Source organism: Streptomyces sp. NBC_01283 (assembly GCF_041435335.1).
Taxonomy (GTDB): domain Bacteria; phylum Actinomycetota; class Actinomycetes; order Streptomycetales; family Streptomycetaceae; genus Streptomyces.
Map to the genome: position 1 here is coordinate 2,421,552 of NZ_CP108430.1, position 23,035 is coordinate 2,444,586.

Here is a 23,035-nt window from a genome sequence, read left to right on the forward strand (position 1 = left end):
ACTCCAGTACTGGGCGGAAGAACCCCCCATGCGCCGATCACCGGCCCGGCGGTCCGGGATCTAATGGGTGGGGAAAGGCGGGAACTTCAGGACCCGCGGCACGGCTCGACGCTCGACCAGGAGGCGCCCGGATGGGCCGCGATTTCTTCCCACCGGCACCGCCCACGGGCGGGCCGCGGCCGACGCCGGGCGACGTGGCGGTCGCCGTCGTCGCGGTGGGGCTCGACGTACTGGCCTACCTCGCCCCGGGTGAGGAGGCCCCCGGGGCACCCGTCACCGTCCTCGGTGTCCTGCTGGTCGTCTCGTCCGTGGTCCCGCTGCTCTTCAGGCGCCATCACGCCGTGCCGGTGCTCGCCGTGGTCCTCACCGTGCAGCTGGCCGTCAACCTCGGCCTCGCCGTCGACCCGGGCACGCCGATGTCGAACAGCTACGGCGGCGCCGTCGCGGTGGCGCTCTACACCGTGGCCCGGCACAGCGAGCGGCGCGCCGTGGCGCTGAGCGTCCTGGCCACCGCGCCCGTGCAGCTCGCGCGCTACCTGAACAACGACGTGCCCTTCCTGGGGGTGGGCCTCACCGACGTGCTGGTCACGCCCTGCCTCATCGTCGCCATCGGCCTGGCCGTGCGGCAGTGGAAGCGGCAGCTGGACATCAACCGCAAGCTCCTCGCGGATCGCGCGGTGACCGAGGAACGGCGCCGCATCGCGCGCGAGCTGCACGACATCGTGGCCCACCACATCACCACCATGTACCTGATGTCCGGCGGGGCCAGGTCGACCCTGGACCGCGACCCGGACACGGCCCGCGAGGCCCTGGTGACCCTGGAGGAGTCAGGCCGCACGGCGCTGCGGGAGATGCGGCAGCTCCTCGGGGTCCTGCGCAGCACCGACACCCCGGAGGCGCCGTCGGAGCCCCAGCCAGGGGTGGACGGCATCGAGCGGCTCGTCGCCGATTCGACCGCCGCCGGCCTGCCGGCCGAACTCCACGTCACCGGGCGGCCCGTGGCGCTGCCGATGCCGGTCGGTCTCACCCTGTACCGGATCGTCCAGGAGGCGCTGACCAACGCCCGCAAACACGCGGGCCCCGCCCGCGCCACGGTGCGGCTCGCCTATCTCCAGGACCGCGTCACCGTCGAGGTGGCCGACGACGGTGCCGGTGACGGCAGGGCGCATGGCGGGAAGGGCGAGGGCGGTGGGTACGGTCTCCTGGGCATGCGGGAGCGCGTCGCCCTGCACGACGGCTCCCTGCGGGCCGGCAGCCGCGCGGAAGGCGGATTCGCGGTGACCGCGAGCGTGCCGCTGTCCACCGACACGTACGAGAAGGACAGGACCCGATGACCTCCCCCACCGCACCCGGACCCGAACCCGAGCCCGGGACCGACTCCGGAGCCGAGCCCGACGGCATCACCGTGCTCATCGCGGACGACCAGCCGCTGGTGCGCCGTGGCCTGTCGCTGATCCTGCTCTCGGACCCCGCCATCCGGGTCGTCGGCGAAGTGGGCGACGGCGAGCAGGCCGTCGCGGCGGCCCTCGAACTCCGCCCCGACGTGGTCCTGATGGACATCCGCATGCCCGTGCTCGACGGCGTCCGGGCCACCGAACGCCTGGCCGCCGAGCTGCCCGGGTGCAGGGTCCTCGCGCTCAGCACGTTCGACATGGACGAGCACGTGGTGGGCGCCCTGCGGGCGGGGGCCTCGGGGTTCCTGCCCAAGGACGTCTCCCCCGAGGAGCTGGTGGCCGCGCTGCGCACCGTCCACCGCGGCGAGGCCGTCGTCGCCCCGCGGCTCCTGACCCGGCTGCTCGCCACCTTCGTGACCCCGGCCCCGGCCGCGCACCCGCCGACGGCCGACCTCGCCGGGCTCACGCCGCGCGAGGTAGACGTGCTCCGGCTGATCGCCGCGGGCCTCGACAACGCCGAGATCGCGCAGCGGATGGAGATCGGCGTCCAGACCGTGAAGAACCACGCCACCGGCATCTTCGCGAAACTGGGCGTCCGCGACCGCGCGCAGGCGGTCATCGCGGCGTACGAATCGGGGCTCGTGCGGGCAGGTCAGGGGAACGGCTCCCGCACCTGAGCGCCGGGGCGGGCGGTGGCCTGGCGCGGATACCTAGCGCGGATACCTAGCGCGGGTACCTAGCGCTGATACCTCTTGAGCACCAGGTTTCCGTCCGTCACCAGCCGTTTGCGCAGCTCGTCCATGTCGATCGCCCCGCTGTAGTACTCCTGGAGCGCCGGGGTCGCCACCTTGTCCTTCCACTCCGCGTAGCCGCGCACCGACTGGGCGGGCGCCGAGCGGAGGTCCTTCGCGAGCGCGGTGCCCGTCGCCCAGTCGTTCTTCTTGGTGTGCAGCGCCGGGTCCTTCAGCGCCTGCTCGCCGGTCGGCAGCATCCAGTCGCCCTGCGCGAGGCGCACCATGTTCTTCGGCTGGAGGAGGAAGTCGATGAACTCGACGGCCTCCTTCTTGTGTGCGGTGTCCTCGGAGACCGACAGCGTCTGCGGGCTGACGCCCTGCGCGAGCCCCTCCGCTCCGGCCGGGGCGGGCAGCACCTGCCAGTCGAAGCCCTTGGGCGCCTGCTGGACGATCTGCTGACGGTAGGAGAAGCCGAGCGGGACCATCGCGTACTTGCCGCCGAAGAAGCCCGGCAGCGTGTCCGAGCCCCCCATGCCCAAGGTCGTGCCGGACGCGCTCTTGTCGGTGTTGACCTGGTCGTGGACCGTGCGCGGCATGATCGCGTCGGCCTTGTCGAAGCGGATGTCGACCTTGCCGTCGTCGCCGCGGTGGAACATCCGGCCGCCGGTGGAGAGCGAGAGGTTGAGCGTCGCGGAGACCGGCTCCTTGAGCGGCCAGGCCACGCCGTACTTGCCCTTGCCGTCGCTCAGTTCCTTCGAGACCGCCCGGAACTCGTCCCAGGACCACGGCTTCTCGGGGGTCGGGATCCGTACGCCCGACCTCTTCAGCCACTTCGCGTTGGCGATCAGGACGCGGGGCTCCTGGAGGAACGGCACTCCGTAGACGCCGTCCCCGAACGTCGTCGTCTGCCAGCTCCGCTCGGGGATGTCGGACTTGAGCCGGTCGGGGAGCAGCTCGTCCAGGTCGGCGAGATACCCGCCGTACGCGAAATCGGCTAGGTCGTCCGACGCGTCATGGATGATGTCCGGTGCCTCGCCGCCCTCGAAGGAGGTGAGGAGCTGGTCGTGGACGCTGTCCCAACTGCCCTGGACGTACTCGACCTTGACGTCGGGGTGGGTGGCGTTCCACTCCTTGACGAGTTCCTTGTTGGCGTCGACCGACTCCTTCTGCCAGGCGAGCGACTGGAAGCGGAGGGTGATCTTCCCGTCGTCGGACCCGTCGGAATCGCCGCTGCATCCGGCGAGCAGCAGGGCGAGGGCCGCGGTCAGCGCGGTGGCGATCCGTGCGCGCATCAGCTCTTCACCGCCCCGGTCAGCATGCCGCCGGTGATCCGCTTCTGGATGACCGCGAAGATGACGAGCGAGGGAAGGGTGGCCAGGAACGCGGCCGCGGCGAGCGGGCCGAGGTCGGCGGCACCCTCCGCGCCGATGAAGTGCGTGAGGACGACCGGCAACGTCTGTTTCTCCGGGGTCTTGAGCAGCACGAGCGCGAAGAAGAATTCGTTCCACGCGGTGATGAAGGCGAAGAGGACCGTGGCCACGATGCCGGGCGCGAGGAGCGGCGCGGTGACCGAGACGAGCGTACGCAGCTTGCCCGCGCCGTCGACCGCCGCCGCCTCCTCCAACTCCGTGGGCACGGCGCGCACATAGCCCACCAGCATCCACAGCGCGAAGGGCAGCGACCACACGACGTACACCATGATCAGGCCGGGCAGGGAGTTGATCTGGCCGAGGTTCTTCAGGACGAGGAAGAGCGGGATGATCACCAGGACGAACGGGAACGCCTGGCTGACCACGACCCAGCCTGTGGCCGCCCGCGCGAGGAGCGTGCGGTGCCGTGCCATGACGTAGGCCATGGGTGTCGCGATGGCGACGGCGATGAGCGCAGCGCAGACCGCCGCGATCAGGGAGTTGCCCGCGGCGCGCAGGAGCGGCTGTTCGTCGAAGGCCTGGCGGAAGTTGGCGAGGGTGGGGTCCTTGGGGATCCAGGTCGGGTGCAGGCTCGCCAGCTCTCGCGGCGGCTTGAAGGCCGTGGAGATCAGCCAGAGGAAGGGGAAGGCGAGGAAGACGAGGTAGCCGAGGAGCGCGAGATACTGCCCGGCGCGTGCGGGCTTGCTGGTGCGTGTGGTGCTCACTTCTCGTCGCCTCCCCTCAGCCGGCCCGCGAGGTAGAACGCGAGGATGACCGAGATCACCGCGACCATCACACAGCCCATCGCCGCCGCATAGCCGAACTGGCCGTAGCGGAACGCCTCTTCGTAGGCGAAGAGCATGGGGAGGCGGGTACGGCCGCCGGGGCCGCCGTTCGTCAGGACGTAGACGAGGGCGAAGGAGTTGAAGTTCCAGATGAAGTTGAGTGCCGTGATGGCCAGGGCGACCGGTTTCAGGGCGGGCCAGGTGACCGTGCGGAAGCGGCGCCAGGCGCCCGCGCCGTCCATCTCGGCGGCCTCGTGCAGTTCGCGCGGGGTGTTCTGGAGCCCGGCGAGCAGCGCCACGGTGGTCTGCGGCATGCCGGCCCAGATGCCCACGACGATCACCGCGGGCAGTGCGGTGCTCAGTCCCGTGAGCCAGTCGCGGCCGTCGCCCAGGCCGAGGTCGCTCAGGGTCTCGTTCAGGACGCCCGCGTCCGGGTTGTAGACCAGGCGCCACATGATGCCGACCACCACTTCGGGCATCGCCCACGGAATGATCGCGAGGGACCGCGCCAGCCAGCGGAACCGCAGGTTCTGGTTGAGCAGGAGGGCCAGGCCGAGCGCGAGCAGGAACTGCGGCACGGTGACGCCGACCGCCCACAGCAGGCCGATGCGGAACGAGTCCCAGAACAGGGTGTCGTGCAGCAGGTCCTGGAAGTTCAGGAGGCCGATCCACTCGGTGGGCTCGGTGCGGCCCGACTGGGAGTCGGTGAACGCGAGCGTGATGCCGTAGAGGAGCGGGCCCACGCTGAGGACGAGGATCGGGATCAGCGCGGGCAGCACCAGGAACCAGGCGCCGTGGTCCGCGCCTCTGCGGGCGGACGCGCCGTTCGCTGACCGCTTTGTCGCGGTCGCCAATGTCACGGAATCGGCTCCTTTGGGCGGCTCATCGGGGTTTGGCCGCCCAGGCGGCCCCCGTCATCGTGCTGATGGGATCTTGATACGTCAAGCAGCTACGCAGGCCTCGCAACCCCTTGGCCTGTGCGAATGGGAGACTGTGCGCCGGGCTGCGTGGCGAACGCAGCGAGCGGTGCGGGAGGCAACGGATGGACGAGGCGCGGGCACGGGACGTACTGGACGCCGCGGGTCTTGAGCGGGACGCGGCACTGCTCGCCCTGGGTGAGAACGCGGTGTTCGGCAGCGGCGGGACGGTGGTCAAGGTCGGCCGTGCGGCGCCCGAGCTTCTCGACCGCGCGCGGCGGGAGTTGCGGATCGCGCGCTGGCTTGAGGAGTCCGGGGTGCCCGCGGTGCGGGCCGCCGAGGGCGAACCCCGGCTCGTGGACGGGCACCCGGTGACGGTGTGGCACCGCCTCCCGGAGTCCGTGCGCCCCGCCGAGCCGCGCGACCTCGCGGCACTCCTGCGCCTTGTGCACGCGCTTCCCGCGCCGGAGTTCGAGCTGCCCCGGCGTGAGCTGCTCGGCGGTGTCGAGCGGTGGCTGCGGCTCGCCGGCGACGCGATCGACGTGGCGGACGCGGACTATCTGCGGGAGCGCAGGGACGGGTTCGAGGCGGCGGCAGCGGCGCTCACCCCCCGGCTCGCCCCCGGCCCCATCCATGGCGACGCGCTGCCCCGCAACGTCCTGGTGGGCGCGGACGGTCCGGTCCTGGTCGACCTGGAGACCTTCTCCGCCGATCTGCGGGAGCACGATTTGGTGGTGATGGCGCTCTCGCGGGACCGGTACGGACTGCCGGCCGAGGCGTACGACGGGTTCGTCGCGGAGTACGGCTGGGACGTGCGGGAGTGGGAGGGGTGCGCGGTGCTCCGGGGCGCCCGGGAGACGGCGAGCTGCGCATGGGTCGCGCAGCACGCGCCGACCAACCCGAAGGCCCTGGCCGAGTTCCGCCGCCGGGTCGCGTCACTCCGCGACGGTGACCCGAGCGTGCGGTGGTACCCCTTCTGACGCGGCGGAGTCAGACGCCCGCGGCGGTGTCAGACGCCGGACGCGCTGAACTCCTCGCGGAGCGGCCACGTACCGTCCACCACCGCGTCCGTCTCGCCCTTCTTCCGGAGGAACTTCTGGAAGTCCGCCGCCCACTCCGCGTACCACTCGATCTGGCGGCGGTGCAGCTCCGCCGGACCGAACGCGGCAAGCTTCGGGTGGCGGTCGGCTATGGCGGTGGCCAGGCGGGCCGCGGCCAGGGCGTCCGACGTGGCGTCGTGCGCCGATTCCAGGAGCACGCCGTACTCGGTGCAGACCGCTTCGAGGTTCCGCTTGCCCTTGCGGTAGCGCTCGACGGAGCGGTCGATCGCGTACGGATCGATGACCGGGGCCGGTTCCGCGCCGCCCAGGCGCTCCCGCAGGGACGGCAGGCCGTGCCTGCGCAGCTCGGCGGAGAGCAGGGTCAGGTCGAAGGTCGCGTTGTACGCCACGACCGGGACACCGGACTGCCAGTACGAGACGAGCACGGCGGCCATCGCGTCGGCGACCTCCGCGGCCGGTCTGCCGTCGCTGGCCGCCCGTTCGTTCGAGATGCCGTGCACCGCCACCGCATCCGCCGGGATCTCGACCCCCGGGTCGGCGAGCCATTCCCTGCGGCCCAGCGTCTCGCCGGCCCTGACCTCGATCACCGCGCCCGTCACGATGCGTGCCTCGCGCGGGTCCGTCCCGGTCGTCTCCAGGTCGAAACCGATCAGCAGCTCCCGGTGCCAGCCCATGGCCGCCCCCTTCTCTGTGGTGCTTTCCCCCATTGACCACCACGATCCCACGGGCCACTGACAATCCAAGGGCCACCTTCCGCTTGCCGCCGGGGACGGCTCGGGGGACAGCTCGGGAGATGGGTCATGAGACAGCTCAGGAGACCGGGCGCGAGTCCGCCCAGGCAAGTTCGAACTCCTCCCGGTACGTCTCGAAGAGCCCGCTCTCGTCCGGTTCGTCCGCCTTCACCACCCGGCGGCCGCCGCGCAGCACGAGCACCGGCGCCTCCATCCCGCGCGTCCTGCGCAGATACGACTGGACGACCGCGATGCCGTCCGCGCCGTCCCCGTCGACCAGATACGCGGTGAAGCGCGGCGTCTCGTCGAAGACCTGGATCTCGAAGGCGCCCGGGTCGCGCAGGCGGGCCCGCACCCGGCGCATGTGCAGGATGTTCATCTCGACGCTACGACTCAGTTCACCCCGCTTCAGGCCCAGTTCACGCTCCCTGCGCTTGACCGCGCTGCTCGCCGGGTTGAGGAAGAGCAGCCGCACCCGGCAGCCGGACTCCGCGAGGCGCACGAGGCGGCGTCCGGAGAAGTTCTGGACCAGGAGGTTCAGGCCGATCCCGATCGCGTCGAGGCGGCGGGCGCCGCCGAAGATGTCCTCGGCGGGGAACTGCCGCAGCAGCCGCACCCGGTCCGAGTGGACGCCCACCACGTCGGCGTACCGGTCGCCGACCAGGGACTCCACCGCGTCGACGGGCAGTCGGCGAGCCGAGGGCGTGTCCGTGCCCGCGCCGAGTATGTCCAGGAGCTTGGCCGACGCGCGCTCCGCCTGGGCGAGCACGGCGGTGGACAGGGCGCGGTTGCGGGAGACGACGTTGCGGGTCACCTCCAGCTCGTCCAGGGCGAGTTCGACGTCCCTGCGGTCGTCGAAGTACGGCTCGAAGCACGGCCAGTGCTGCACCATCAGCTCGCGCAGCTGGGGCAGCGTGAGGAAGCTGAGGACGTTGTCGTCGGCCGGGTCGAGCAAGTACCCCTTGCGGCGGCTCACTTCGCGTACGGCGACGGCCCGCTGCACCCACTCCTGCCCGGCGGGTCCGGCGGCGGCGACCACCCAGTCGTCGGCGTGGACGGGTTCGTAGATGGGACGCAGAACAGCGGCCACGACCGCGCGCAGCCGCTGCTCCACGAGATTCAGCCAGATGTAGGCCCGCCCGGCGCGCTGGGCGCGTGTGCGCACCTCGCGCCAGGCTTCGGCGCCCCAGTCCAGTTCGGGTCCGATCTGAGATCCCATCTCCATCGGCCGCGCCAGGGACACCGCTCCGGGCGGGCCGTCCGCGGGACCCCCCTCGTGACCCTCGTCACCAGGGGGCAGTTCCCGCCCTCCCGAGCTCACCCAGCGCACCCCTTCCGCTCCCCCGAGCACTCCCCCGTTCAACGATCAAGGAAGGGTACTCCGGGAGCGGCGGGCGGTGCAGCCGGATGGCAAGGGTGGATTCTCAACCACCCAGCGGCGGCTGGCCGTTCTGGTTGGCGAGGTCCTGCGGAGTGAGCGGGCTCATAGCGGTCACGTCGCGCGCGGCCAGCGAGAAGCCCTGCCAGTGGACCGGCATCGGCTGCTGGTCCTCGTCGCGGGCGATGTGGTGGAAGCCGATGTGGACCCAGGTGACCGGGTGTGTCAGGGACTGACCGTTCACCCACTTGTCGACGCTCGTCGGTGCCCCGGCCGCACATCCCGGGTTGTTGCTCGCGTACTGCTCGCACTTCTTGTATTCGGTGAAGTACACGTCGTGCTTGGTGAAGGGGCGTCCGGCGTGCTTGCTGCTGGCCCCGGGCACGATCTCGTACGAACGGGGGTGGCCGTCCTTGTTCTTGCCGGCCCCGCTGACCACGCGCCACCAGCGCATGTCCTTGCTGTCACCGGCGAGCTCCTTGGTGACCTTGGTGCGGGTGGTCTTCGTGGTGGGGCTGCCCTGGCCGGTGGGCGGGGTGACCTTGGAGTCGTACTGCTCGACCTTGGCCTTCGGGGAGCCGTCCAGACCGAAGTTGAGCCGCCAGAAGACGTTGTGGGCGTGGCTCTCGGCCTTGGCCTGGTCGCCCTTGCCGATGGGCCAGCCGCGGCTGTCGCCGCCGTCGTAGTCGTACGGAGAGAGGCTGCCGGTCGCGCCGACCTGGGAGGTGATGGTGCCGTCCGAGGAGAAGCGCCACTCGGTGATGTACTCGTACCAGGAGGCCTTGTTCACGGTGTAGACGAGCAGGTCCTTGCCCTGGCCCGTGTAGACCTTGCCGGTGCCGCCGGTGCTCTGGTCGTCGTTGAGGCGGTACGCGTGGCCACGCGCGCGCGTGGTGGCGCACAGCCCCTTCACGTCGCCCCGCTGCGGGACCTTCACGGTCTTGATGGTGCCGCCGGGGCACTCGCCGGGGTTCAGGTCCTGCAGGGCCTGGCCGAAGTCGGTGCCCGTGACGTCGTCGTACTCGGCCTGGCCGTCGTCGTAGGGGACGTGGACCTGCGCGAGGCGGGCGCTGGTCAGGACGGGTATCGGCTTCGCCTCGTCTTTGGGCTGGTAGCTGATCTTGTCGAGGATGAGACCCGAGAGCGTGTTGTAGTGCCAGCACATGCGCCAGGTCGTGCCGCCGTCGACGGTCTGCTCGATCTTGTAGGCGTCACTGCAGTCGGCGGCCGCCGTGGGGGCGCTGGGCGCCTTGGGCGCGGCCGATGCGGGTGAGGCGACGGTGGCGGCGCCGCCGATGAGCGCGGAGACCGCGAGGGCCATGGTGACCCTTGTGCGGGCGCGCGAAAGTCTGTTGACGTGCATTGCGTTGTGAACTCCCTCGTACGAGGAGAAGCAGAAGTGTGGTGTCGTGCGCGGTGGGCCGAGATCAGCCGAGGCGGCCGACGGAGCGGGTGCTCAGGTCGACGACGAGGGCCCGGGTGTCGATCCACGGGCCGTTCTTGACCTTGGTGACGACCTGCAGGCACCGGTGCTTGCCGCAGTCGGCGAGGTTGGCCGGGACGCGCTCGACGGTCTCCTTGCGGAAGACCATGCCGCTCAGCTGCAGCTGCCCCGGGCCGGTCAGCGCCTTGCCCGTGGCGTGCTTGAAGTCCTGCTTCAGGCCCTTGCCGAGCGGGTCGGCGATCAGCAGCCCGGCGCCCTCGGCGAGCTCCTCCTGGCTGGGCGGCGGCTGGACGTTCTGCGCGGTGGTCGTGTCCTCCACCTTGCCGGTCTCCACGTTGACCGTCTTGGTGATGACCGCGTCCTTCTTGTAGTCGTAGTAGACGACTTCCGCGCGGCGCGGGGCCGCGGCGCCCGCGTCGGTCGGCTCCGGCTCGCTGAGATTCGTCGAAAGGAGCTGCGGGCCGCGGTCGCCCTCGACGTCCCTGGCGCTGGAGCGCAGGGCGCCCGACACCGACGCCTTCTCCGCGCGCTTGATCTCCGCATCGGTCAGCGGGTCGCTGCCTATGCCCTTCTCGCCCTCGTCGGGCGCTGCCTCGACGACACCGTCCTTCATGACGGCGTCCTGCTTCGCGTCCGCCGCGTTGGCCTGGCGGCCCCCCGACTCGCCCGCCCCCGGCAGTGTGACGCCCACCAGCACCGCGGTGGCGGCCACCGCTACTGCCGCGCCCGCCACCACCTTCCCCAGGTGGCGTCTGACTAGCTCTCTCACTTACTCCCCATTTCCCCCACGAGCCCCTTCAAAGGGCATACCGAGTATGTGGTCGGACGGTTAGACGGGTTCAACTCCCGCGTGGTTGCCCCACTTTCGGGGAGACTCTGACCAAAGTGACCCCGGGCCGAGGGGGCGGTAGTGGAAGAGTCGTATGCATGCAGGTGTGGCCAGGACAGGCGTATCCACTCGGTGCCACGTACGACGGCGCCGGCACGAACTTCGCGGTCTTCTCCGAGGCCGCCGACCGCATAGAGCTCTGTTTGCTGCACGACGACGGCTCGGAGACAGCCGTCGAGCTGCGTGAGTCCGACGCGTTCGTGCTGCACGCCTATCTGCCCGGCGTGATGCCGGGCCAGCGGTACGGCTTCCGTGTGCACGGCGCGTACGACCCCGCGCAGGGGCACCGCTGCAACTCGGCGAAGCTGCTGCTCGATCCGTACGCCCGTGCCGTCAGCGGCCGGATCGACTGGGGCGAGGAGGTGTACGGCTACCGCTTCGGCGCCCCGGACAAGCGCAACGACCTGGACTCGGCGCCGCACATGATGACGTCCGTGGTGGTCAATCCGTACTTCGACTGGGGCGACGACCGCCCGCCGCGCACCCCGTACAACGAGACCGTGCTCTACGAGGCCCATGTGAAGGGCCTGACCATGCGGCACCCGGACCTTCCGGAGGAGTTGCGCGGGTCGTACGCGGCACTCGCGCATCCGGCGGTCATCGATCACCTCGTGCAGCTGGGGGTGACGGCCCTGGAGCTGATGCCGGTGCACCAGTTCGTGAACGATCACCGTCTGGTCGACATGGGCCTGAACAACTACTGGGGCTACAACACGATCGGCTTCTTCGCGCCCCACAACGCGTACGCGTCCTGGGGCGACCGGGGCGAGCAGGTCCTGGAGTTCAAGCAGGCGGTGAAGGCGCTGCACGAGGCGAACATCGAGGTGATCCTCGACGTCGTCTACAACCACACGGCCGAGGGCAACCACCTGGGCCCGACGCTCTCCTACAAGGGCCTGGACAACGCCTCGTACTACCGCCTCACGGACGATCCGCGCTACTACATGGACACCACGGGCACCGGGAACTCGCTCCTGATGCGGTCGCCGCACGTGCTTCAAATGATCATGGACTCGCTGCGGCACTGGGTCACCGACATGCATGTGGACGGCTTCCGCTTCGACCTCGCGGCGACGCTCGCCCGGCAGTTCCACGAGGTGGACCGGCTGTCGTCGTTCTTCGACCTCGTGCAGCAGGACCCCGTGGTGAGCCAGGTGAAACTGATCGCCGAGCCGTGGGACGTCGGCGAGGGCGGCTATCAGGTCGGCAACTTCCCGCCGCTGTGGACCGAGTGGAACGGCATGTACCGCGACACCGTGCGCGACCTGTGGCGGGGCGAACCGCGCACCCTCGCCGAGTTCGCGTCCCGGCTCACCGGCTCGTCCGACCTCTACCAGGACGACGGGCGGCGCCCCCTGGCGTCGATCAACTTCACCACCTGCCACGACGGTTTCACCCTGCACGACCTCGTCTCGTACAACGAGAAGCACAACGACGACAACGGCGAGGACAACCAGGACGGCGAGAGCCACAACCGCTCCTGGAACTGCGGCGCCGAGGGCGAGACCGATGATCCGGCCGTCCTGGAGCTGCGCGAGCGGCAGATGCGCAACTTCATCGCGACGCTGATGCTCTCGCAGGGCGTCCCGATGCTCAGCCACGGCGACGAGTTCGCCCGCACGCAGGGAGGCAACAACAACGCCTACTGCCAGGACAACGAGATCGCCTGGGTGCGCTGGCCCCAGGGCGAGAGCACGCAGCTGGAGTTCACGCGCGCGATGGCGTGGCTGCGGCGCGATCACCCCGTGTTCCGCAGGAGGCGGTTCTTCCACGGCCGGCCGGTCGAGGGCACGCACGACGAGCTCTCCGACATCGCCTGGTTCACGCCGGAGGGCGAGGAGATGACGCAGGAGGACTGGGACGCGTCGCACGCGCGGGCGCTGACGGTGTTCCTGAACGGCAACGCGATCTCGGAGCCGGGTTCGCGCGGCGAGCGGATCTCCGACGACTCGTTCCTGCTGATGTTCAACGCGTCGGCGGAGCCGCTCGATTTCGTCGTCCCGGTCAATCACGGCCGCCAGTGGCAGGTGGTCGTGGACACCTCGCGGGCCGAGGGGGTGCCGCCGGACACGGGACCGAAGGCGGCGGCCGGTGAACGCCTGACGCTCACCGACCGGAGCCTCACCGTCCTGCGGCGCCCGGCGTGACCTGAGGGGTGGTGGCGTTCGCGCCGTCGTCCGCCGCGGGGCGGGCGGCAAGGGCGACGAGGAACGCGACGGCGGCGGCCACGCTGCCGAGCGCGAACGCCGCTCCGGGGCCGTAGGACTCGGCCAGGCGTCCCGCCACGGCGAGCGTGACCGCCTGGCCGCCGACGAAGGCGCTCGCCGCGAACGTCATCCCCTCGGCGAGGCGCCGCGGCGGGCAGGAGCGCTCGGTGAGCGCGAAGCCGGTGATCAGGTTCGGGGCGTAGACGGCGCCGAACACGGTCACCACGAGGTACAGGGCCGTGATGTTGTCCGTCCACACCAGCGGCAGCGAGAGCAGTGCCGCGGCGGCCGTCGCCACGCGCCAGCGGGCGTACAGGCCGAAGCGCTCGGGCAGCGCGGCCATGGAGAGCCCCACGACGGCGCTCATGACGCCCATGGCGGCGTAGACGAGCCCTGCCTGGCCCGGTTGCCCCAACTCCTCGGTGAGGGCCGTGATGCCCGCCCCACAGGCGCCGAGCAGCACGCCGACGAAGACGAGGCCGACCCGTACGACGACGACCGCGCGCGGAAGGCGCTCCCGGCCGCCACGCGCGCGTGCCGCCCGCCCCCGCACCGGGGCGGCCCGTACCGTCCGGCCCGTGGGGTGCAGTGCGAAGCCGGAGCCGCAGACGGCGACCAGGAGTGCTGCCGCGCCGAACGCGTACGCCGGGTGCCACGCCACCGCGGCGAGGCCCACGAAGGCGGGGCCGAGCACGAAGGACAGCTCGTCCATCGTGCTCTCCAGGGACAGCACGGTGTTGACCAGACGGTCGTCGCCGCCCGCCCGGCGGACCAGCGGGACGGCGCGTGCGCGGGCCAGCGGGCCGATCCCGGGGATGCTCGCGCCGGCGAGCACGGCGAGGACGATCAGCGCGGGCGTGGGCAGCTTCAGGAGCGCGCCGAGCGTGTACACCGCGATCGCCACGGCGTTGAGCAGCGAGAAGCCGAGGACGACGGCGCGCTGGCCCCGCCGGTCGGCGAGGCGGCCGACGAGCGGGCCCATGGTCACCTGGCCGAGCGCGAGGGCGCAGGCGACCACGCCGCCCGTGGCGAGGGATCCGCTGGTCTCGGTGACCAGCAGGACACTGCCGAACTGGATCATGGCCACGGGGAGCCTGCCGAGGAACGAGATCACCGGAAGGAGCACTCCGGTGTGCCCGATGACTTCCCGGTAGGTGTCCAGGAGCCCGGGTGCTCCCCCGTCCCCGTCCCCGCTCCCGTTTCCGTCCTTCCGTGGCCCGTCCTGAGCGACCTGTACTTTTGCAGCCATCGTCCGAAGCTAGTCACACCATGACGGCCAGAAGCATGAGTCGATGGCACGAAAGCCCGCCAGGCGGGTACGTACGTTCGCATGACGCCTGAGCGCTCAGAGCCCGCGGTCCCGCCGCCGCCCACCGCCACGTACCGACTGCAGCTCCAGCCGGAGTTCCCCTTCGAGGCCGCCGAGGCGGCCGTCCCGTACCTGGCGTCGCTGGGCGTCTCGCACCTGCACCTGTCGCCGGTGCTTGAGGCCGTTCCCGGGTCCACGCACGGCTACGACGTCGTGGACCACGCGCGCGTACGCGAGGAGCTCGGCGGGGAGGAGGGGCTGCGGTGCCTCTCGCGCACCGCGCGGGCGCACGGACTCGGCCTCGTCGTGGACATCGTGCCGAACCACATGGCGGCGGTGCCGCGCCACAACCACGCCCTCTGGGAAGTGCTGCGGGAGGGGCCCGGATCGCCGTACGCGCGGTGGTTCGACATCGACTGGGACGCGGGCGGCGGACGCGTGCTGCTTCCGGTGCTCGGGCGCGGGGTCGGGGACGAGCTGGAGCGCCTGCGGGTGGACGGCGACGTGCTGCACTACCACGAGCACGCCTTCCCCCTCCGCGAAGGCACCGCGGAGCTGCCGCTGCCCCGGCTCCTGGACGCGCAGTGGTACCGGCTCGGCTGGTGGCGCCTTGCCCGTACGGAGCTCAACTACCGGCGCTTCTTCACCATTTCGGACCTCATCGGGGTGCGCGTCGAGGACCCCGAGGTGTTCGACGCCACCCACGGGAAGATCCTCGAACTGCTGCGGGAGGGGGTCGTGGAGGGACTGCGGATCGACCATCCCGACGGGCTCGCGGATCCGGGCGCGTACCTCCAGCGGCTCCAGGAGGCCACACGGGGCAGCTGGACCGTCGTCGAGAAGATCCTCGCCGACGGGGAGCAGCTGCCCGCCGCGTGGCCCGTCGCGGGCACCACCGGATACGACGCGCTGCGCCACATCGACGGCCTCTTCACGGACCCGGCGGGGGCGGGCGAGCTCCTCGGCCAGTACCGCAGGTTCACGGCGCCCGCGGTGGACCGGGGCGGCGACTGGGAGGCGACGGTGCGGCGCGCCGCGTACAAGGTGCTCACCCATGAGCTGGCCGCCGAGACCGACCGCCTCACGCGCGAGGCGACCGCCCTCTGCACCGTGGACCCCGCGCTGCGCGACCACGCGCCCTGGGCCCTGCGCACCGCGCTCCTGGAGCTGCTCGTGCGGCTCCCCGTCTACCGGCCGTACGTCTCCGGGGGCGCCGACCCCGCTTCGGTGCTCACCGTGGGGGCCGCCGAGGAGGCGAAGGCGGCCTTCGCGGTACGGGAGGAGGCCGAGGCGGTCGATGTCGTACGGGACCTGGTCCTCGGGCGGCTGGGGTCGGGGCCCGCGGTCGACGGCTTCCGCGCGCGGTTCGCGCAGACCTCGTCGGCGCTGCGGGCCAAGGCGGTCGAGGACACGGCGTTCTACCGGCACGCGCCGCTCCTGTCGGCCGCCGAGGTGGGCGGCTCCCCCGATCGTCCCGCGGTGACCCCGGAGGCCTTTCACGCCTACTGCGCGCGCGTGCAGCGCGACTGGCCGTACGCGGGGACGGTGCTCTCCACGCACGACACGAAGCGCAGCGCCGACGTACGGGCGGGCATCGCCGTCCTGACGCAGTGTCCGGAGAAGTGGGCGGACCTGCTGGTCGACGTGACCGAGCAGACCGCGCGCGCGGGCGGCACCAGCGCGCCGGATCCCCAACTGGCTTGGGCGGCCTGGCAGACGGCCGTCGGCTTCGGTTTCCCCTACGACGAACGGCTCCAGCAGGCCCTGCTCAAGCACGTGCGCGAGGCGGGCCTGCACACGAGCTGGACCGAGCCGAACGAGGCGTACGAGAAGGCCGTGACGGCGTTCGTGGAGGCGGGTCCCTGCGGGCCGCCGCTCTACACCGTGGCTGAGTTCGCGAGCGGGCTGCGGCCTCATGTGCGGGCCGGCGTCCTGGGGGCCACGCTGATCCAACTGACGATGCCCGGGGTGCCCGACCTCTACCAGGGCACGGAGAGCGAGTACCGGGCGCTCGTGGACCCGGACAACCGGCGGCCCGTGCGGTTCCAACCGCATGTCCTTGAGTACCTGGAGCAGCACCGGGACCGCTGGGACCTCTCCGAGGAGAAGCTGGCCCTGACGTCGACCGCGCTGCGGCTGCGCAGGCGGCGCCCGGAGCTGTTCGGCGGCGCGGCGACGTACGAGCCACTGGCGGCGCGGGGCCCCGGCGCGGCGCACTGCGTTGCCTTCACGCGCTCCGGAGAGGTGATCGCGGCGGCGACGCGGCTCTCCTTGCGGCTCGCCGAGGCGGGCGGCTGGCGCTCCACGGAACTGGAGCTGCCGGAGGGGCGGTGGGCCGATCTGCTCACCCGGGGGCGGGAGTTCACGGGGCACGCGCGCGTGGAGGAGCTCTTCGGGGAGCTGCCGGTGGTGCTCCTGGAGCGGGTCTCAACAGGGGCGGACGAGTAGCCGGCGCGGCGCCCGCGTCATGAGGCCCTGGGGCGCGGACCGGAATCCGGGTGCCCAGCGCAGGCCCGGCATGGCGTCGAGCAGGGCCCGCAGGCCGCATTCGGCGGCGAGTCCGGCCAGGGCGGTGGCCGGACAGTAGTGCGGCCCCGCCCCGAACGCCAGGTGCGCCGGGTCGGCGCGGAAGATGTCGTAGCGGTCGGGGTCGGCGAAGCGGTAGGGGTCGCGCCCCGCGGAGCCGATCAGGCATGCCACCACGGCTCCGGCGGGCAGCGTGGTGCCGCCCAGGGCGCGGCGCAGCACGACGGGGGCGGGCGGATCACGGCGCAGGGACTCCGCCCAGGCGCCGGGTATCAGCCCCGGACGGGCGCGCACGAGGTCCAACTGGGCCGGGTGGTCGAGGAGGTTGGCGAGGAAGGAGGCCAGCGCGAGGGCGGTGGCCTCGCCGCCACCGGTGAGGAGCGTGCAGGCGAGGCGGTCACGGCGTCGTCCGAGAGCGCCTGCCCGTCCGCCCGGCCTCCGCACAGCGCGGAGAGCAGGTCGGCGCCGGGATGGGCACGGCGCCGCGCGACATGGGGGCGCAGCAGTGCGGCCAGCTCCGGGTGGGGGACGCCGGGGTGCACGGAGCCGGTCCGGCACCACTCCTGCGCCCGTACGGCGTCCTCCCAGGGCAGTCCGAGCGCGGCGACGGCCGCGGCGGCGGGCAGCCAGGCGGTGAAGTCGGCGACGAGGTCGGCCTCGCCCCGCCCCGCCATGCGCCGGGCGAGGACGTAGGCGGTGCGCTCGGCGGCGGCCCGCAGCGCGGGCTCCAGGAGTACCCGGCAGTCCGGGCCGAGGCCGGCCGGTGCCGCACCGAGCCGGGCGTCGGCGAGCGCGGCCCGCACATCCGTGTACCGGCTGAGCAGCCAGGCCCCGAGGGGTTCGTCGCGGACGAGGGGGAAGCCCTCGCGCAGGAGGCGGTAGTGCGGGTAGGGATCACGCGCCACGCGGGGGGACAGGAGGCTGGGCAGCGGAGCGGCCAGTGCCTCCGCGGCCGGTCCGGCGTTCGCGCACGGACTCGGCGCGGCCGGCGGCGGACGGTGCCCACGAGGGGACGAGCTCGACAACACGGCTGGCTCCCCGCTCCTCCTAGGCGCCCCCGCCGGCAGGTGCGTGTGGGGGTTTCAGCGGATCACCGCCGGACGGCTCGCGCAGTTCCCATACACCCATTCGGGTGACGCTCGGGGATAAGGTCCGACGTGGGGTGACGCCCCTTGGGTCGCACGCTTGACACCTGCCCGACCGCGTGGCGTACTGCGGATTGCGTCAGCGGACAAGACGGGGGTGAGTCAACTGGCGGAGCAGCGCTATCCCAATGTGGCCGAACTCGTGCTGTCCGCAAGGCAGTTGGCCGCCCACCGTCCGGAGCTCAGCACGCTGCGTCAGGTGGGGGCCTCGCGCGCCGGGAGACCTCTGCACCTGCTGTCCATCGGCCGCTCACCGCGCGCCGTCCTGGTCGTCGCGGGCGCGCACGCCAACGAACCGACCGGCGGCTCGACGCTGCTCCACCTCGCGGAATGGGCACTGCAGGACGAGGACCTGCGTGCCGACGCCTCCTGGCACTTCCTCCTGTGCGCCGACCCGGACGGCGCGAACCTGCACCGCACGCCCGCCCCGCGCACCCTCTTCGACTACCACCGGCACTTCTTCCGGCCCGCCGGACCCGAGCAGCCGGAGTGGTCCCCCTCCGTGCTTCCGCCCGACCGGCTGCCTCCGGAGACGCGCGCCCTGACCGGCGTCATCGACGAACTGCGGCCCTACCTGCAGGTGTCGCTGCACGGCACCGATCTCGGCGGCAGCTGGGTGCAGTTGACGCGGGACATCCCGGGGCTCGTGGAGCCGTTCGCCAAGTCGGCGGCGGAGCTGCACATACCGGTGGAGACGGGGGCTTCGGACGCCGCGGGCTGGCCCGTCTCGGGGCCGGGGGTCCATGTGCTGCCGGGTCCCGGTTCGGCGGCCGCCTATCCGAGCCTCCCCGAGGACGCCCGGCACACGACCTGGCACCACGCCCACCGGTACGGCGGCCTGACCGCCATCGTCGAGGTTCCCATGTGGGCGAGCGACCTCGTGGACGACGCGGCCGTCCACCCCTCGCCGGTGCTGGCGCTGCGCGGCTTCTCGCGGCGGCTGCGCCATGACGCGGGTCTGGTCGAGGGCATCCTCGGCGAGGCCATGCCGCGGCTCCCGGAGGCGCGGGGGCCACTCCTGCGCGCGGCACGCTGGGCGCTCGACCTGGTGCCCGGCCTCGCCGACGACTGGGCCCGGCTGCCGCCCGCGGGGACGTCGATGGCGTACATCGGCAGTGTCGACGCCTTCGGGCGCCGCCTTCCGCTGCGGGCCGCCGCGATGCTGCTGCGGGTCCTCGACGCGGCGGGCGACCCGGCCGCACCCCGCCTCGAACGGCTCGTCCAGCACTGGAGCGAGGCGTTCGCCGAGCGGTTCAGGGCGCGCTGGGTGCCGGTGGAGGACCAGGTGGAGCACCAGTCACGGACGACGGTCGCCGCCGCGCGGCACGCGCGCGTGCAGGACGACTGACCGCGGCACGGCACAGCTCACGCAGGTCCCTGCGGTGACTCACGGGGCGCACGGGGCCTCATGAGGAGGAGAGCCGGAAGCTCATCTTCCCGAAGCCGATCAGATCGCCGTCCTGGACGACGGCCGCGCCGATCACCCTGCGGCCGTTCACGGACGTGCCGTTGGTCGACCCGAGGTCGCGCAGCACCCACATGCCGCCCTGTCTGCTCAGCTCTGCGTGCACCCGGGAAACCGTCTCGTGGCTGAGCCTGAGGCCGTTCGCGGGGTCGCGGCCGATCCGCAGCGGATGCGGGTTCCCCGGCACCGGAAGAAGCAGCTTCGGCAGACGCTCGGCCTGCCAGGCCCTGCGCAGCCGGACCGTGAACCCGGAGACCGCGCCGACGGTGCCGAACACCACGCGCGAGAGGCGCCCCTCGGTCCGCAGATCGGCGGTGAGCGCGGCGAGTTCGTCGGGTTGGCGGGCGGCGAGCGCCAGCTCCATGCGCCGCACGAACGTGTCGTGCGACAGCTTGCCGAGGGCGGCGCCCTCCCTGAGCACCTTCAGCGCCCTGTCACGCTCGGCGTCGGTCAGCCGCGCGGGGTACGTGTGGAACTCGAAGGACGACGTCACCCTGGTGATTGTCGGTCAGCTCGGCCGGGGTGTCCAGAAAACGCGGAACGACCGCGAACCGATCACTTCTGCAGCACGATGGAACGTACGTCACCACGGATGACGTACGGATGAGGACGGACGGACGACAGCGGATGGCGGACAAGGGGGAACTGTCGGTGGAGTTCGAGGTGTGGGCACCGGGGGCCGCGCGAGTCGCACTTCAGTGCGAGGACGGCACGTATGCGATGGAGCGCGCAGACGGCCGGGCCGGGTGGTGGACGGTGCGGGCGGAGGCCGCCGACGGGGCGCGGTACGGCTTCTCGGTCGACGGCGGCCCCGTGCTGCCCGACCCCCGCTCGCGACGCCAGCCGGACGGACCGGACGGGCTCAGCGCGGTCGTCGACCACGACCGGTACGCGTGGCGCGCGCCCTGGGCGGGGCGCGGAGTGCGGGACGCGGTCCTGTACGAGCTGCACGTGGGGACGTACACGCCGGACGGCACGCTCGACTCGGCCGCGGGGCGTCTGGGCCACCTCGCCGAGCTCGGCGTCACCCATGTGGAGCTGATGCCGCTCTGCCCGTTCCCGGGGCAGCACGGCTGGGGGTACGAGGGCGTCTCCCTGTGGGCCGTGCACGAGCCGTACGGTGGTCCCGACGCGCTGAAACGATTCGTCGACGCCGCGCACGCGCACGGCATCGGCGTCGTGCTCGACGTCGTCCACAACCACCTCGGCCCGTCCGGCAACCATCTGCCCGCGTTCGGGCCCTACTTCACGGAGACCCACCAGACCCCGTGGGGCGCCGCGGTCAACCTGGACGCCCCCGGCTCGGACGAGGTGCGCGCGTATCTGGTCGGCAGTGCGCTCGCCTGGCTGCGCGACTACCGCCTGGACGGCCTGCGGCTGGACGCGGTGCACGCGCTGCGGGACACGCGCGCGTGCCACTTCCTGGAGGAGCTCTCGACGGCCGTGGACGGTCTTGCCGACGAGCTCGGCAGGCCGCTCTCGCTGATCGCCGAGTCCGACCAGGGCGATCCGCGGGTCGTCACCCCGCGCGCGCAGGGCGGGCTCGGGGTGCACGCGCAGTGGAACGACGACTTCCACCACGCGCTGCACGCCACGCTCACCGGTGAGGCGCACGGCTACTACGAAGACTTCGCCCGGGCGCCCTTCGCCGCGCTCGCCAAGACGCTGACGGGCGGCTTCTTCCACGACGGCACGTACTCGACCTTCCGGGGACGCCGGCACGGCCGGCCCGTGGACCGCGCCCGGACGCCCGCGTACCGCTTCCTCGGCTACACGCAGACCCACGACCAGATCGGCAATCGCGCGCAGGGAGACCGCCTCTCCGCCACCCTCTCCCCCGGTCTGCTCGCCTGCGCCGCCGCGCTCACCCTCACCGGACCGTTCACGCCGATGCTGTTCATGGGCGAGGAGTGGGGCGCCGCGACGCCCTGGCAGTTCTTCACGGACCATACCGATCCCGAGCTCGCGGAGGCCGTACGCCGGGGCAGGCGCCGGGAGTTCGCCGCGCACGGATGGGCCGAGGGAGACATTCCGGACCCGCAGGACCCGGCCACCAGGGAGCGCTCCTGCCTCGACTGGGCCGAGCCGCTGACCGACCCCCACGCGCGCGTGCTGGCCTGGTACCGCGAACTGATCGCCCTGCGCCGGGCCCGCGGCGACCTCCGCGACCCCGATCTGGCGACGCTCCGGGTCGCGTACGACGAGGAGAGGCGGTGGTTCGCGGTCCGGCGCGGTGATCTGCGGATCGCGTTGAACATCGGCAAGGAGGCGGTCGACATCCCGCTGGGCGGCCGGGGCGCACGGGTGCTCGCGGCGTGGCAGCCGGTCACCGCGCCCGGAGCGGACGGGCTGCTGCGGCTGCCCGCCGAGTCCTGCGCGGTGCTCGCGATGCCGTGAGGACTGCGGGGCGCCATGAGGCCGCGGGGAGAGTCAGAGGGCTGCGGGGAGGGTCAGTTGGGCTGTGCGGGGAGAGTCAGTTGACGATCGCCAGCTCGCGCGGCGTGGAGTTGAGGCGCCGTACGCCGTCCTCGGTGACCGTCACTATGTCCTCGATACGCACTCCGAAGCGGCCCGGCAGATAGATGCCGGGCTCCACGGAGAAGCACATGCCGGGCACGAGCGGCAGTTCCTCGCCCTCGATCATGTAGGGCGGCTCGTGGGTGGTGACGCCGATGCCGTGCCCGGTGCGGTGGATGAAGTGCTCGCCGTACCCGGCCTCGGTGATCACCGCCCGCGCTGCCCTGTCGACGTCCTGGCAGACGGCGCCGGGCCGCACCGCGCGGCAGCCGGCCTCCTGTGCCTCGCGCACGATGTCGTGGACCCGCTGCTCCTCGGCGTCGGGCTCGCCCACGTGCACCGTGCGTGAGGTGTCCGAGCCGTAGCCCTGCAGCAGGCCACCGAAGTCGAGGACCACCATGTCGCCGTTCGCGATGACGCGCTCACCCGCCTCGTGGTGCGGGTTGGCGCCGTTCGGGCCGGATCCGACGACGGTGAAGTCGACCTGGGAGTGCCCGAACCTCCGCAACAGATCGGCGAGTTCGGCGGCTATGTCGGTCTCCTTGCGGCCCGCGAAGGCAACCTTCTTGATCTCCTCGTACGTGGCGTCCGCGGCGGCACCGGCCGCCGCGAGGCGCTCCAGCTCCGCGGCGTCCTTGACGGCGCGCAGCATGGGGAGCGCTTCGGTCAGGCTCACGTACGAGGTGTTCGGCAGCTCCTGCTGGAAGCCGAGGAGATGCATGGCCCAGGAGTTGTCGCTGATCCCGAAGCGGCCGTCGACGTCCAGGAGCGGTGCGGTAGCGGCGTAGGGGTCCTTCCCGTCGGTCCAGTCCCGCAGGGAGAGCGCGCTCGCGCCCGCGGCGAGTTCCGCGTCCGGGGCCTCCAGGGTGGGCACCACGAGGACCGGCTCCTGGCCCGCGGCGAGCACGAGGACGGTGAGGCGCTCGGTGTCGACCGGACGGTAGCCCGTGAGCCAGACCATGTCGGGGCCCGGCGCGACGAGCAGCCCGGCGAGCCCCGCGTCCGCCGCGTCGGCCGCGGCGCGGTCCATGCGGGCCTTGTAGTCATCGGCGGTGAAGGGCGCGGGCGCGCCGGTCATGGGGGTGCCGGTCATGGGTGCCTCCAGGGCTGATCGCTGCGGCGGT

The 23,035-nt window shown here is 72.0% G+C and carries 19 protein-coding genes; 7 read left to right on the forward strand and 12 right to left on the reverse strand.

Annotated elements, in window-relative coordinates:
* Nucleotides 1–131 precede the first annotated feature (131 nt).
* Together OG302_RS10990 and OG302_RS10995 are read left to right on the forward strand one after the other, a co-directional pair.
* On the forward strand, nucleotides 132–1,334 hold the full coding sequence (locus OG302_RS10990; protein ID WP_371526622.1) for a sensor histidine kinase: 1,203 nt from the start codon (nucleotides 132–134) through the stop codon (nucleotides 1,332–1,334).
* Entirely contained in the window at nucleotides 1,331–2,071 is a 741-nt protein-coding gene (locus tag OG302_RS10995; RefSeq protein ID WP_371526623.1) for a response regulator, read from the forward strand. The genes OG302_RS10990 and OG302_RS10995 overlap by 4 nt, the downstream gene beginning before the upstream one ends.
* A gap of 59 nt (nucleotides 2,072–2,130) precedes the next feature.
* Here the strand turns inward: OG302_RS10995 and OG302_RS11000 are convergent, their stop codons facing one another.
* The 3 genes from OG302_RS11000 to OG302_RS11010 are packed head-to-tail and all read right to left on the reverse strand — an operon-like array spanning nucleotide 2,131 to nucleotide 5,182.
* Nucleotides 2,131–3,420 (reverse strand): ABC transporter substrate-binding protein, encoded by a 1,290-nt coding sequence (locus OG302_RS11000; RefSeq protein ID WP_371526624.1) that lies wholly within the window; start codon nucleotides 3,418–3,420, stop codon nucleotides 2,131–2,133.
* Nucleotides 3,420–4,262 carry a carbohydrate ABC transporter permease gene (locus tag OG302_RS11005; protein ID WP_371526625.1) on the reverse strand — a complete coding sequence of 281 codons (843 nt, stop codon included), beginning with the start codon at nucleotides 4,260–4,262 and terminating at the stop codon, nucleotides 3,420–3,422. Before OG302_RS11005 ends, OG302_RS11000 begins: the two co-directional genes overlap by 1 nt.
* Entirely contained in the window at nucleotides 4,259–5,182 is a 924-nt protein-coding gene (locus tag OG302_RS11010) for a carbohydrate ABC transporter permease (protein WP_371526626.1), read from the reverse strand. Before OG302_RS11010 ends, OG302_RS11005 begins: the two co-directional genes overlap by 4 nt.
* Before the next feature lie 182 nt (nucleotides 5,183–5,364).
* On the opposite strand from OG302_RS11010, the gene OG302_RS11015 reads away from it, so the two are divergent.
* Nucleotides 5,365–6,219: a phosphotransferase enzyme family protein gene (locus tag OG302_RS11015; protein WP_371526627.1), complete on the forward strand. Its 855-nt coding sequence runs from the start codon at nucleotides 5,365–5,367 to the stop codon at nucleotides 6,217–6,219.
* Nucleotides 6,220–6,248: 29 nt separating this feature from the next.
* Here OG302_RS11015 and OG302_RS11020 read toward each other — a convergent pair whose 3' ends face one another.
* The 4 genes from OG302_RS11020 to OG302_RS11035 form a co-directional block, all read right to left on the reverse strand.
* On the reverse strand, nucleotides 6,249–6,974 hold the full coding sequence (locus OG302_RS11020) for a 3'-5' exonuclease (protein ID WP_371750090.1): 726 nt from the start codon (nucleotides 6,972–6,974) through the stop codon (nucleotides 6,249–6,251).
* Between the two features lie 136 nt (nucleotides 6,975–7,110).
* Nucleotides 7,111–8,382 carry an SAV2148 family HEPN domain-containing protein gene (locus tag OG302_RS11025; protein WP_371750091.1) on the reverse strand — a complete coding sequence of 424 codons (1,272 nt, stop codon included), beginning with the start codon at nucleotides 8,380–8,382 and terminating at the stop codon, nucleotides 7,111–7,113.
* A gap of 73 nt (nucleotides 8,383–8,455) precedes the next feature.
* Nucleotides 8,456–9,772 (reverse strand): copper amine oxidase, encoded by a 1,317-nt coding sequence (locus OG302_RS11030; protein WP_371526628.1) that lies wholly within the window; start codon nucleotides 9,770–9,772, stop codon nucleotides 8,456–8,458.
* A gap of 64 nt (nucleotides 9,773–9,836) precedes the next feature.
* Entirely contained in the window at nucleotides 9,837–10,622 is a 786-nt protein-coding gene (locus OG302_RS11035) for a Tat pathway signal sequence domain protein (protein WP_371526629.1), read from the reverse strand.
* Nucleotides 10,623–10,780: 158 nt separating this feature from the next.
* Here OG302_RS11035 and glgX point away from each other — a divergent pair, with 158 nt between their 5' ends.
* A complete protein-coding gene (gene glgX / locus OG302_RS11040) occupies nucleotides 10,781–12,889 on the forward strand; it encodes a glycogen debranching protein GlgX (protein ID WP_371526630.1) in 2,109 nt (702 codons plus the stop codon).
* Here the strand turns inward: glgX and OG302_RS11045 are convergent.
* A complete protein-coding gene (locus tag OG302_RS11045) occupies nucleotides 12,864–14,198 on the reverse strand; it encodes an MFS transporter (protein ID WP_371526631.1) in 1,335 nt (444 codons plus the stop codon). The genes glgX and OG302_RS11045 overlap by 26 nt on opposite strands.
* A gap of 81 nt (nucleotides 14,199–14,279) precedes the next feature.
* Between OG302_RS11045 and treY the strand changes: the two genes are divergently transcribed.
* On the forward strand, nucleotides 14,280–16,706 hold the full coding sequence (treY, locus tag OG302_RS11050; RefSeq protein WP_371526632.1) for a malto-oligosyltrehalose synthase: 2,427 nt from the start codon (nucleotides 14,280–14,282) through the stop codon (nucleotides 16,704–16,706).
* Here treY and OG302_RS11055 read toward each other — a convergent pair.
* A complete protein-coding gene (locus OG302_RS11055) occupies nucleotides 16,686–17,078 on the reverse strand; it encodes a cytochrome P450 (protein ID WP_371526633.1) in 393 nt (130 codons plus the stop codon). The two genes, treY and OG302_RS11055, sit on opposite strands and share 21 nt — an antisense overlap.
* Nucleotides 17,057–17,689, reverse strand: coding sequence for a hypothetical protein (locus OG302_RS11060; RefSeq protein ID WP_371526634.1), 633 nt, complete (start codon nucleotides 17,687–17,689; stop codon nucleotides 17,057–17,059). The genes OG302_RS11055 and OG302_RS11060 overlap by 22 nt, the downstream gene beginning before the upstream one ends.
* Before the next feature lie 337 nt (nucleotides 17,690–18,026).
* On the opposite strand from OG302_RS11060, the gene OG302_RS11065 reads away from it, so the two are divergent.
* Nucleotides 18,027–19,277 (forward strand): M14 family zinc carboxypeptidase, encoded by a 1,251-nt coding sequence (locus OG302_RS11065; protein ID WP_371526635.1) that lies wholly within the window; start codon nucleotides 18,027–18,029, stop codon nucleotides 19,275–19,277.
* Between the two features lie 58 nt (nucleotides 19,278–19,335).
* On the opposite strand, the gene OG302_RS11070 is transcribed toward OG302_RS11065, so the two are convergent.
* Nucleotides 19,336–19,887, reverse strand: a complete 552-nt coding sequence (locus OG302_RS11070; RefSeq protein WP_361842779.1) for a DUF1707 and FHA domain-containing protein — start codon at nucleotides 19,885–19,887, stop codon at nucleotides 19,336–19,338.
* Nucleotides 19,888–20,045: 158 nt separating this feature from the next.
* On the opposite strand from OG302_RS11070, the gene treZ reads away from it, so the two are divergent.
* A complete protein-coding gene (gene treZ, locus OG302_RS11075) occupies nucleotides 20,046–21,791 on the forward strand; it encodes a malto-oligosyltrehalose trehalohydrolase (RefSeq protein ID WP_371750092.1) in 1,746 nt (581 codons plus the stop codon).
* A 76-nt stretch (nucleotides 21,792–21,867) separates the two neighbouring features.
* Here treZ and OG302_RS11080 read toward each other — a convergent pair whose 3' ends face one another.
* The gene (locus tag OG302_RS11080; RefSeq protein ID WP_371750093.1) at nucleotides 21,868–22,989 is read right to left on the reverse strand and encodes a M24 family metallopeptidase; all 1,122 of its coding nucleotides are present in this window, start codon (nucleotides 22,987–22,989) and stop codon (nucleotides 21,868–21,870) included.
* Between the last annotated feature and the right edge of the window lie 46 nt (nucleotides 22,990–23,035).

Excerpts from the sequence above, each read along its gene's own strand:
- OG302_RS10990 (WP_371526622.1), top strand. The coding sequence starts at position 132 with ATGGGCCGCGATTTCTTCCCACCGGCACCGCCCACGGGCGGGCCGCGG.
- OG302_RS10995 (WP_371526623.1), top strand. The coding sequence starts at position 1,331 with ATGACCTCCCCCACCGCACCCGGACCCGAACCCGAGCCCGGGACCGAC.
- OG302_RS11000 (WP_371526624.1), bottom strand. The coding sequence starts at position 3,420 with ATGCGCGCACGGATCGCCACCGCGCTGACCGCGGCCCTCGCCCTGCTG.
- OG302_RS11015 (WP_371526627.1), top strand. The coding sequence starts at position 5,365 with ATGGACGAGGCGCGGGCACGGGACGTACTGGACGCCGCGGGTCTTGAG.
- OG302_RS11020 (WP_371750090.1), bottom strand. The coding sequence starts at position 6,974 with ATGGGCTGGCACCGGGAGCTGCTGATCGGTTTCGACCTGGAGACGACC.
- OG302_RS11030 (WP_371526628.1), bottom strand. The coding sequence starts at position 9,772 with ATGCACGTCAACAGACTTTCGCGCGCCCGCACAAGGGTCACCATGGCC.
- glgX (WP_371526630.1), top strand. The coding sequence starts at position 10,781 with ATGCAGGTGTGGCCAGGACAGGCGTATCCACTCGGTGCCACGTACGAC.
- OG302_RS11045 (WP_371526631.1), bottom strand. The coding sequence starts at position 14,198 with ATGGCTGCAAAAGTACAGGTCGCTCAGGACGGGCCACGGAAGGACGGA.
- treY (WP_371526632.1), top strand. The coding sequence starts at position 14,280 with ATGACGCCTGAGCGCTCAGAGCCCGCGGTCCCGCCGCCGCCCACCGCC.
- OG302_RS11080 (WP_371750093.1), bottom strand. The coding sequence starts at position 22,989 with ATGACCGGCGCGCCCGCGCCCTTCACCGCCGATGACTACAAGGCCCGC.